This window comes from Microcoleus sp. Z1_B2 (assembly GCF_036700325.1).
Lineage (GTDB): Bacteria > Cyanobacteriota > Cyanobacteriia > Cyanobacteriales > Microcoleaceae > Microcoleus.
In genome coordinates this window covers 24,062-31,385 of record NZ_JAUBOQ010000066.1, presented here as the reverse complement: position 1 = coordinate 31,385, position 7,324 = coordinate 24,062, and the positions used below count along the sequence as shown (strand labels likewise).

The following is a 7,324-nucleotide window of genomic DNA, read 5'->3' as shown; positions in this document are numbered from 1 at the left end:
GCCGTGTGCGGTGAAAGTCGCAAGCACGGTTTTGTAGGAGAGATGGTAGGGGACACTCTGCCATCGACTCTCTAACCAATTAACCATGATTTCTGTAGGGGCGGGTTCGCCAAGATATTGAATAGAAACCGGAAAATCTGTAAACCCGCCCCGGCCTTTAATCGCGATCGCTCGACCGGACATGATATGAGACATTACTTCAATCTTTCGTATAGCGTCAGCAAATAGTCATATTGCATTGATTTCTCCTCTCTAAAATTAATCCACGCTGCCTTCTGAAGGCAGGCTAGGGCGATCGGGAGGACTGTAGAGTCAAACACAATATTGGTAGTAGACTTGGGATTAAGTTAAAACTGTAGGGGACGCGCGCACCCTACAGTTTCTCGTTTTCAGGCTCGGCTTTGTATTTAAACCGGAACCAGAGTCGGTTCCAAAGTTGCCACTAATTTGAGATTGTACTCATATTCAAAACACGGCTTTTTATAATCCAAACTCCAGAGTTCCAGAGCGCAATTGTCTTCGGGATTGAGCGGCTGCAACCGTAAGTGAAACTCTCGAACTTCCGGGCGGTATTCGCATTTAAAATCAGAAATTGCGCCAATCTGCCGCCTGTCTAAAGCCACAGCTAACCGCAGAAAAGGATGCAACTTACTGACAACCTCCCGGTATTTTTTCGGAAGAATAATAAAATTTTCGTGCTTCTTTTTAGGAGGATTTTTCCGGTGATAGCGAGCCAAATTGGCAATTACTTCAATCTCAGTTTCAGTGTAGCCCAATAACTCACCATTGCGAATTAAATAGTAAGAATGCTTGTGGTGCGCTGAATGACTGACGTACAAACCGCAGTTGTGCAGAATCGCGGCAGCCCACAGCAACTCGCGTTCTTCGCTTCCCCAATAGTGTAGAATTCCTTGAGTTTGGTCGAAGAAATTGAGCGCAAATGCTGCGGTTCTTTCGCTTTGTTCTAAATTGACTTGATATTTGTCAGCCATGTGGAGAATACTGCGCTGGCGGATGGAACCTTGATAGCGCAAGCGGTTTTCAATCAAACCGTGGCTAAGCATCCAGTCAACAATTACGCCTTCTCTCAGAGAGCGATCGCAAACAGTCAGCGATTCAATTCCTAATAGTATCATAGCTTCCTGCAAAATCATAGATCCTGCCAGAATAATTTCCGCCCGCTTGTCCGACATTCCCGGAATTGCCAACCTTTCGGCATAAGAAAGTTTGCGAAAACGATTGACTAAATCGCGCAAATCTTTTAAACTTAACTGATATCCAGCCAGCGGACTCGGCACTGTTCCCAACTTTTCGCGAGCGTTAATTGCAGCCAGAGTTTCGATGGTTCCAGCAGTGCCAATCAAGCGCAAAGGTTCGCCCTCATGGAATTGAGATCGCAATTCGTCGATCGGTCTTTCCAGCGAAATCCGAATATAAGCTTGCAAATAAGCAAACTCCTCCTTGCTAATCGGGTCAGTTTTGACAAATTGTCCTGTTAAGCGAACAGCACCAATTTTTGTACTGGTGAGACAGCGAGGTTCAGAACTATCTCCTAAAATCAACTCCGTAGAACCGCCTCCTATATCAATAATCACCTGGGACTGATTGTTAAATTCCATACCCGAAAGAACGCCGAGATAAATTCTCCGCGCTTCTTCTTGACCGGAAATTAAACTCACATTCAGGTCTAATTCGTCAGCAACTTGTTTGAGAAAATCTCGCCCGTTAGGGGCTTCCCGAACCGCACTGGTAGCCACAGCGATAATTTGTTCAGCATTGATAGTTTTAGCAATATCTAGAAAACGGCGCAAAGTTGCGATCGCCCTTTCCATCACATCGGGCTTCAAGCAGCCTGTTTTAACCTCACAATCGCCCAACCGAACCGTATCTTTTTCTCTAGCAATAATCGTAAACGCGGGTAATTTCGGATCGATGCGCGCCACCACCATGTGAAATGAGTTAGTACCCATATCAATAGCAGCAATAATGCGATTTGACTCCGCAGACGGAAGTGAATTAACCATTGGAGTATCGGGGTTGACAGATATTTATGATTATTTCACGAATCCAGTTAGGCATTCTATTAAATTAGCAAAAATTTGGAATTGCTGACTGGGCAAGACTTTCACCTGTTTTAAATTTCGGCAGAAGTGCGATCGGCAGCAGAGATAGTAAGTGATTGTGCCTAAAATTTGATAAAATCTAAAGTTAAAAATATCAAATCTAGAATTGAAATGCTTAAAGAGCCCGATCGCCAACCCGAATCCACATTGCTAACCGTCGTGAGGCTTTTGAGATGGGACAAACCAGCAGGAAGGCTCATTTTAATGATTCCAGCCCTCTGGGCCGTCTTTTTAGCAGCCGACGGGAGGCCGCCCGCAGCATTGGTGGGCGTGATTGTGTTGGGTACCTTAGCCACGAGTGCGGCTGGATGCGTCATCAACGACTTGTGGGATCGCGATATCGATCCCGAAGTAGAAAGAACGCGATCGCGCCCGCTAGCATCCCGCGCCCTCACCGTGCAAACTGGGATAGGAGTTGCATTAATTTCCTTTGCTTGCGCGGCGATTCTCGCTTTTTATCTCAATCCTTTAAGTTTCTGGCTGTGTGTCGCCGCCGTACCAGTAATTATCTGCTATCCACTGGCAAAACGATTCTTTCCAGTGCCGCAATTAGTGTTATCAATTGCTTGGGGTTTTGCCGTTTTAATTAGTTGGAGCGCCGCCGTGGGAGAACTAGAATTAGCGACTTGGTTGCTGTGGGGTGCAGTCGTGCTGTGGACGTTAGGATTTGATACAGTTTATGCAATGAGCGATCGGGAAGACGATTTGCGTTTGGGAGTGAATTCCAGCGCGATATTTTTCGGGAATAATGCTGCTAATGCTGTGGGCTTTTTCTTTGTTGGTACTGTCGGTTTGTTAGCGGCGATGGGGATTAATTTACACTTGCACATTGGTTTTTGGTTGGCAATTATTGCGGCGGCGATTTTGTGGTTTTTGCAGTACAGTCAACTGCGGAATGCGGATATTCCTAAGCTTGTTTACGGTCAAATCTTTCGTCAAAATGTTTGGGTGGGGTTTGTCATATTAGCGGGGATGATTGTTGGGGAGATTTTTTAACGAGTAGAGCGAGCAATCCCGGCCAACACTAGCGAGCGCTCTTGCATATAACTCTCTAAGCAACTGCAAAATCTGTAAAAGTACCATCTTGTGAATGATGAAAAGCAAGTACGATTTCGCTTGGGGAAACCCTTGCTATTAACAGTTAGTTAGCGATTCCTTCTTCTGTCCAGTCTTCTTCAACAGACTTCTTTCCAACCCCCACCCTACTAAACCCGACTTTTTCCAACTCAACGGGCCGACAAAAGTGCCGACTTTTCTAGACTGACAAATTTTGGCTTCTGTGAGATCATGTAAATAGGTTAAGTTAATTAAGTAAAAAAACGGAGTTAATCAATGCGTTTTGGATTTTTTAGTTTTGGTTTGCTGGTTCTCTCAGGAGCGATAATTGCCGTAGATGTCGCACCTTCTCTAGCAGCAGCAAGCGCCCAAACAAACAGAGAGTTGTCACAGTCGCAGGCACAAGAGCGATCGCAGCAGCTAATTGCCTGTAGCTGCCCTGCTGGCTCAAGAAGCTGTAGTTGTAGTAGCCGTCCTAGTCGCCGTCGTAGATAGGATAATTAGCAGCTATCGAGTGACTGCTGTTTTTAGATAGTTGAGGATTGGGTATAAAAGAATAGTCTTTTTTCAGTCTAATCCTCTGTTTGTATAACTTAATTGGTAGATCGATTCACCAACAAACTTGCTTGCTGCTACTAAGCTTTATTAACGAGGAATACTCCAAATCCTAACAGAACTATCTGGACTGCCACTAGCAAGAGTCTGCCCATCGGGGCTAAAAGCAACAGAATAAACCCAATTTAAATGTCCGGTCAGAGTTTGCAATAATTCGCCAGTACGCAGATTCCAAAGTCTAATGGAGTTGTCATAACTGCCACTTGCAAGAGTTTGCCCATCCGGGCTGATAGCAAGACACCAAACCGAGCTCAGATGTCCAGTAAGAGTGCGCTGCAATTCCCCTGTTTTTGGATTCCACAGTTTAATACTATTTTCAGCACTACCGTTAACTTCGTTCTTGCCACTACTGCTAACAAGGGTTTGACCGTCAGGACTAAAAGCGACAGACAAAACTTGCGCTGAATGTCCTTTAAGAGTGCGGATTAATTTCCTACTATTCAGACTCCACAACTTAATAGTCAGATCGTCACTACCGCTAGCAAGGGTTTTGCCATCAGGATTAAAAGCGACCGAAGTAACGTGGTTAGTGTGTCCGTAAAAAGTATAAAGCAGCTCTCCTGTATTAACACGCCACAGTTTGATTGTTTTGTCATGGCTGCCACTAGCAACGGTCAGACCATCAGGGCTAAAAGCAATCGATCTAACATCGCTAGAATGACCTTTGAGGGTGCCCAAAAGCATCCCACTATCTAGATTCCACAACTTAATTGTTGTGTCCTTCTCATTTTTCGCATCCTCCTCCAGTTGCGGCCCGGTAGCCAGCAATTTTCCATTCGGACTGATCGCAACTGACCAAAGCTTTGATGAAGCTCTAGATAGTTTTTTAATGACTTTCCCTGTACGCCAATTGTAAAGTTCGATCGGTTCATCGTAACTACCTCTGACAAGGGTCTGTCCGTCAGGGCTAAAAGCAACTGAGGTGACTGCATCAAAGAATTCCGAACCTCCTTTCAAGGTGTTGATTAGAGAAAGATTTTTTAAAGGTGCAGGAGATTGACCTTGTAAAGGAACAAATTTAGGTAAAATTAATACACTGACGCAGGCAAATGCTGTTATTCCAATTCCGACTAATGCTTTCTTAGTTTTAGCAAATGACTTCAGCCACTTTCTTTCAGTATTCAGCGGGCTAATTCCCTGTAACTCAGTCGGAGGCAGTGCCGACAACCCTTCTGCACCAGGGCATTCAATCTTAGCTATAGCGTGTAAAATTGCTTCGGGATTTTTCGGTCTATTCTTGGGATAGAAAGCCATCAGCTCATCAATTAAATCTGCCAGCAATCCCGAAATTTGTGGTGCTTTATCTCGCCAAATCACCTCTTCATATACCTCGTCTTCAAGGTCAGGTGGATCTTTTCCTGTTAAAAGAAAGACAAAGGTGCGTCCCAAGGCGTAGAAATCAGATTGAGGCAGCGCTTTGCCGTTTTTTTGCTCGAACGGGGCGTAGCCTGGTGTATATATCTTTGTAACTTTCCTCTCATTTTCGTCTGCAATTTTTGGAAGGTAAGTGTTTGTCACCATCCGGACTGCTCCAAAGTCGATTAATACCAGTAGACCATCAGGTTTCAATATGATATTTGCTGGCTTAATATCTCGGTGAAAATAATGCTGCTGATGCAAGTAAGCTAGAATATTTACCAGTTGCTTTAACCAGTTAATTGCTTGTTCTTGGCTGATGGGTTGATAATCTCTCTCCTTTAGCCACTGCTGCAAATTATGACCGTAAATTTTCTCCATCACTAGACAGTAAAGCGTGTTTTCTCCTTGTTGATATAGAAAATATCCGTCGAGTTCTACTTTAGGAATTCCTGGATGATCTAGTCGTATTAAGACATTAGCCTCTCGCTCAAACAGGGATACTGCTATTTGTTTTTCCTGCAAGTTTGAGCAATTCTCAAAATGCAGAACTTTGAGAATTTTTGGCGTCCCTTGCTCCTCAACAATATCAAAGATTTTGCCAAATCCTCCGGGAATATCCAAATCTAACTCTTGCACAATACGATAGCGATTTTGAAGTCTCAATCCAGGCTGAAGCATGGCAGATAAAATATGCTTTATTTCAACTATTCGGACAGTTTTCGATCGCCAAAAGCGTAGGAGCGGGGTTTCAGGGCGATCGAGAACGAGGGCAACGCTAACAAAGCACACTATAGGCTTTCGGGAAAATCAAGGATTTCAGACTACGACCTAAAAATTGTTATTTGTTACATACAATAATGATTAATAACATATTTCCTAATTACAGGCTGTAGCCTAAACGAGTCTTGACCGATTTCGGTTTCGATCAGCGATCGCCAACTTAATGACTCCAAAGCATTCATTAATGTTGAGCTAGATATATCTGACGAAATTTCCGATCGCAATTGATTAAAGTCAACAGATTTGTTAAGTATAGCTAATTGACACATTACTTTTATTTCTAAATCAGTTACACGTTCAAACATCTGGGATAAAACTGCCTCTATTTGACCTCCTATAAAAATCGTACCTGTTCTGAGAAAATCAGAAGTTTTACCAGCAAATAAAGTGATAATTGTTGCTGAAATCATCCATAGTGCTAAAGGATTTCCTTCGTACCTTTCAATAAAATCATTCCATTCTTTTTCTTTTACTAACCCTCGTTCGAGAAGAATTTGCTGTGCGGGTTCATTTTTCAAGCCACTCACTTTATGAGAGCGAACAAGGCGAGTTCGATTTTCTAATAATGAAATGTCGATAGATTTTTCTGAAGTTGTCAATACCAAGCAGCTTTTATGGTTCAATTCACCTACTTTTTTGAAAAATCTACCGTAATCCTGATATCCGTCTCGATATTTGCCAGCCAACAAACCTGTTTCCATAATTGTCTCGACTCCATCAATTATTACCAAACATCGGTGCGCGTTTAAACACTCGATCGCTCGCGAGATGGCATCAGAGGATGTTTCTGGTAAATTTGTTTCCTCTGGGCTACAGATAAATCGGATGATGTCTTTGAGGACGGTATGTATGGGTGGAGTGCGATCGAGACTTCGCCAGATAATGAAATCAAAATCATTTTGAATTTTTTGTGCCAGTTTGACAGACAGAGACGTTTTGCCAATTCCCCCCATGCCCAACAGTGCCACCAGCCGGCAGCGGTCTGTTACAATCCACTGCTTCAGTGCGGTCAATTCTTCTGTACGTCCGTAGAAAACAGAGACATCAGGGGCTTCCCCCCAATCTTGTCGAGAACGGGCGATCGCTGATTCTGGCAATTTTTCGGGCAGCGGGAGAGTTGGTGGGGAGCGATCTTCTTCATCGAGTACATTCTTAAAACTTTTTTTCCTGACCTCTTTCCCCAGCGCCAATGACAGCAGTCGCCAGAATTCGGAACCTAACTCCTTAGCATAACTCAGATTGCAGTTACATTCATTGGCAATTTGCTCGTAAGTCTTATCTTCTACTACCTTACCAAATATCTTTTTTTGCAGATCGGTTGGGGATTTCCCAGTCCGAGCGCGAAAATATGCCTCTGCAAGCTCTAACGCAGTGTCAACGTTCATATTTGG

7 protein-coding genes are annotated in these 7,324 nt (G+C 43.7%); 2 read left to right on the top strand and 5 right to left on the bottom strand.

All coding sequences use genetic code 11. The features are described 5' to 3' along the window. From QT984_RS27140 to QT984_RS27130, 3 genes are all read right to left on the bottom strand, one after another. The coding region (locus QT984_RS27140) for a hypothetical protein (protein ID WP_333273774.1) at positions 1–195 on the bottom strand (195 nt) is incomplete at its 3' end. Beyond that, positions 195–320: a hypothetical protein gene (locus QT984_RS27135; protein ID WP_333375338.1), complete on the bottom strand. Its 126-nt coding sequence runs from the start codon at positions 318–320 to the stop codon at positions 195–197. The genes QT984_RS27135 and QT984_RS27140, both read right to left, overlap by 1 nt. A gap of 87 nt (positions 321–407) precedes the next feature. Continuing rightward, complete coding sequence (locus QT984_RS27130; RefSeq protein ID WP_333055233.1) at positions 408–2,024, bottom strand: Ppx/GppA phosphatase family protein; 1,617 nt, start codon at positions 2,022–2,024, stop codon at positions 408–410. Positions 2,025–2,234: 210 nt separating this feature from the next. Between QT984_RS27130 and QT984_RS27125 the strand changes: the two genes are divergently transcribed. Further along, a complete protein-coding gene (locus QT984_RS27125; RefSeq protein WP_333233624.1) occupies positions 2,235–3,119 on the top strand; it encodes a 4-hydroxybenzoate solanesyltransferase in 885 nt (294 codons plus the stop codon). Between the two features lie 336 nt (positions 3,120–3,455). Continuing rightward, positions 3,456–3,674: a hypothetical protein gene (locus tag QT984_RS27120; RefSeq protein ID WP_333055235.1), complete on the top strand. Its 219-nt coding sequence runs from the start codon at positions 3,456–3,458 to the stop codon at positions 3,672–3,674. A 150-nt stretch (positions 3,675–3,824) separates the two neighbouring features. Here the strand turns inward: QT984_RS27120 and QT984_RS27115 are convergent, their stop codons facing one another. Then, complete coding sequence (locus tag QT984_RS27115) at positions 3,825–5,942, bottom strand: serine/threonine-protein kinase (protein WP_333055236.1); 2,118 nt, start codon at positions 5,940–5,942, stop codon at positions 3,825–3,827. A 56-nt stretch (positions 5,943–5,998) separates the two neighbouring features. Continuing rightward, positions 5,999–7,318, bottom strand: coding sequence for an NB-ARC domain-containing protein (locus QT984_RS27110; protein WP_333055238.1), 1,320 nt, complete (start codon positions 7,316–7,318; stop codon positions 5,999–6,001). Positions 7,319–7,324 lie beyond the last annotated feature (6 nt).

Excerpts from the sequence above, each read along its gene's own strand:
- QT984_RS27125 (WP_333233624.1), top strand. The coding sequence starts at position 2,235 with ATGCTTAAAGAGCCCGATCGCCAACCCGAATCCACATTGCTAACCGTC.
- QT984_RS27130 (WP_333055233.1), bottom strand. The coding sequence starts at position 2,024 with ATGGTTAATTCACTTCCGTCTGCGGAGTCAAATCGCATTATTGCTGCT.
- QT984_RS27120 (WP_333055235.1), top strand. The coding sequence starts at position 3,456 with ATGCGTTTTGGATTTTTTAGTTTTGGTTTGCTGGTTCTCTCAGGAGCG.
- QT984_RS27110 (WP_333055238.1), bottom strand. The coding sequence starts at position 7,318 with ATGAACGTTGACACTGCGTTAGAGCTTGCAGAGGCATATTTTCGCGCT.